At 63.6% G+C, this 1,426-nt stretch carries 1 protein-coding gene; it reads right to left on the reverse strand.

What is annotated here, in order from left to right; genetic code table 11:
- Positions 1–1,426, reverse strand: a 1,426-nt coding sequence (locus tag SOP95_RS31450; RefSeq protein WP_323609508.1) for an efflux RND transporter permease subunit, incomplete at both ends; no start/stop codon positions are given.

Raw genomic sequence — 1,426 nt, forward strand, 5'->3', positions numbered from 1 at the left:
TGCCCATGTCGGCCTGGAACTTGATCGGCGACCAGACCCAGCACACCACGCCGGCAGCGAGGGTGATACCGACCAGCCCGACCACCCGGCCGGTGAACGACACGGCATTGCGGTAGGCCTGGGACAGCGGCAGGCCCTGGCGCTGGAAGTGCAATTGCACGCTGAGCAGGTACAAGGCGTAGTCGACGCCGATCCCCACGCCCAGGGCGATCACCGGCAGAGTCGCGACTTTCACGCCAATGCCCATGGCGACCATCAGCGCTTCGCAGAGGATCGAGGTCAGCACCAGCGGCAACAGCGCCACCAGCGTGGCGCGCCAGCTGCGGAAGGTGATCAGGCAGAACAGCGTCACCGCCAGGTAGACGTACAGCAGCATGGTGCGGTTGGCCTCGCGCACCACGATGTTGGTCGCGGCCTCGATACCGGCACTGCCGGCGGCCAGCAGGAACTGGCGATCCTCGGTGCTGTTTTCCTTGGCAAACTTGTCGGCAATCGCTACCACGGCGTCGAGGGTTTCCGCCTTGTGATCCTTGAGGAAAGCGATCACCGGCATCAGCGAGCAGTTGTTGTTGAACAGCTCCGGCGAGTTGACCGAGGCCTGCTGCGCGGCATAGTTCAGCACGTCCTGGTTGCGCTGGATGTTGTTGAGCTTGGGGTTGCCCTCATAGGTGCCGGCGGTGATCTGGCGTACCGCGTTGACCAGCGAAGCGGTGGCCTGCACGCCCGGATACTGCTGCAGCTCCCAGGCCAGGCGGTCGGCGAGGACCAGGGTCTTGTAGTTCAGGCAGCCTTCCGGCGCGGTCTTGATCATCACGGCGAACAGGTCGCTGGACAGCGCGTAGTGGCTGGTGATGTAAGCGTTGTCGCGGTTATAGCGCGAGTCGGCGCGCAACTCCGGCGCACCGCTTTCAAGGTCGCCGATCTTCAGTTGAAGGCTGACCACGAAACCGCCGATGCCCATCAGCACCGCGATCAGCACGGCACCGGTGGCCCACTTGCGCGTGGTGAAGCGATCGAGCAAGTCCCAGAGTTTGCCGAAGCCTTTGTGGTGCTCGGCACGGGTGTCGATTTTCAGCGCACGCTCGGCGGCCTTTCGGCCTACGCCGATGTAGGACAGCGCCACCGGCATCAGCAACAGCGAAGTGAAGATCAGTACCGCGACACCGATACTGGCGGTGATCGCCAGGTCCTGGATCACCGGAATGTCGATCAGCATCAACACGGCGAAGCCGACGGCGTCAGCCAGCAGCGCGGTAACGCCAGCGATGAACAGACGGCGAAAGGTGTAGCGCGCGGCGATCAGCTTGTGGGTGCCACGGGCGATGTCCTGCATGATCCCGTTCATCTTCTGCGCCGCGTGGGACACGCCGATGGCGAAGATCAAAAACGGTACCAGCACCGAATACGGGTCGATGGCGTAGCCCAG

It is taken from the genome of Pseudomonas sp. YuFO8 (assembly GCF_035065025.1).
GTDB lineage: Bacteria > Pseudomonadota > Gammaproteobacteria > Pseudomonadales > Pseudomonadaceae > Aquipseudomonas > Aquipseudomonas putida_AE.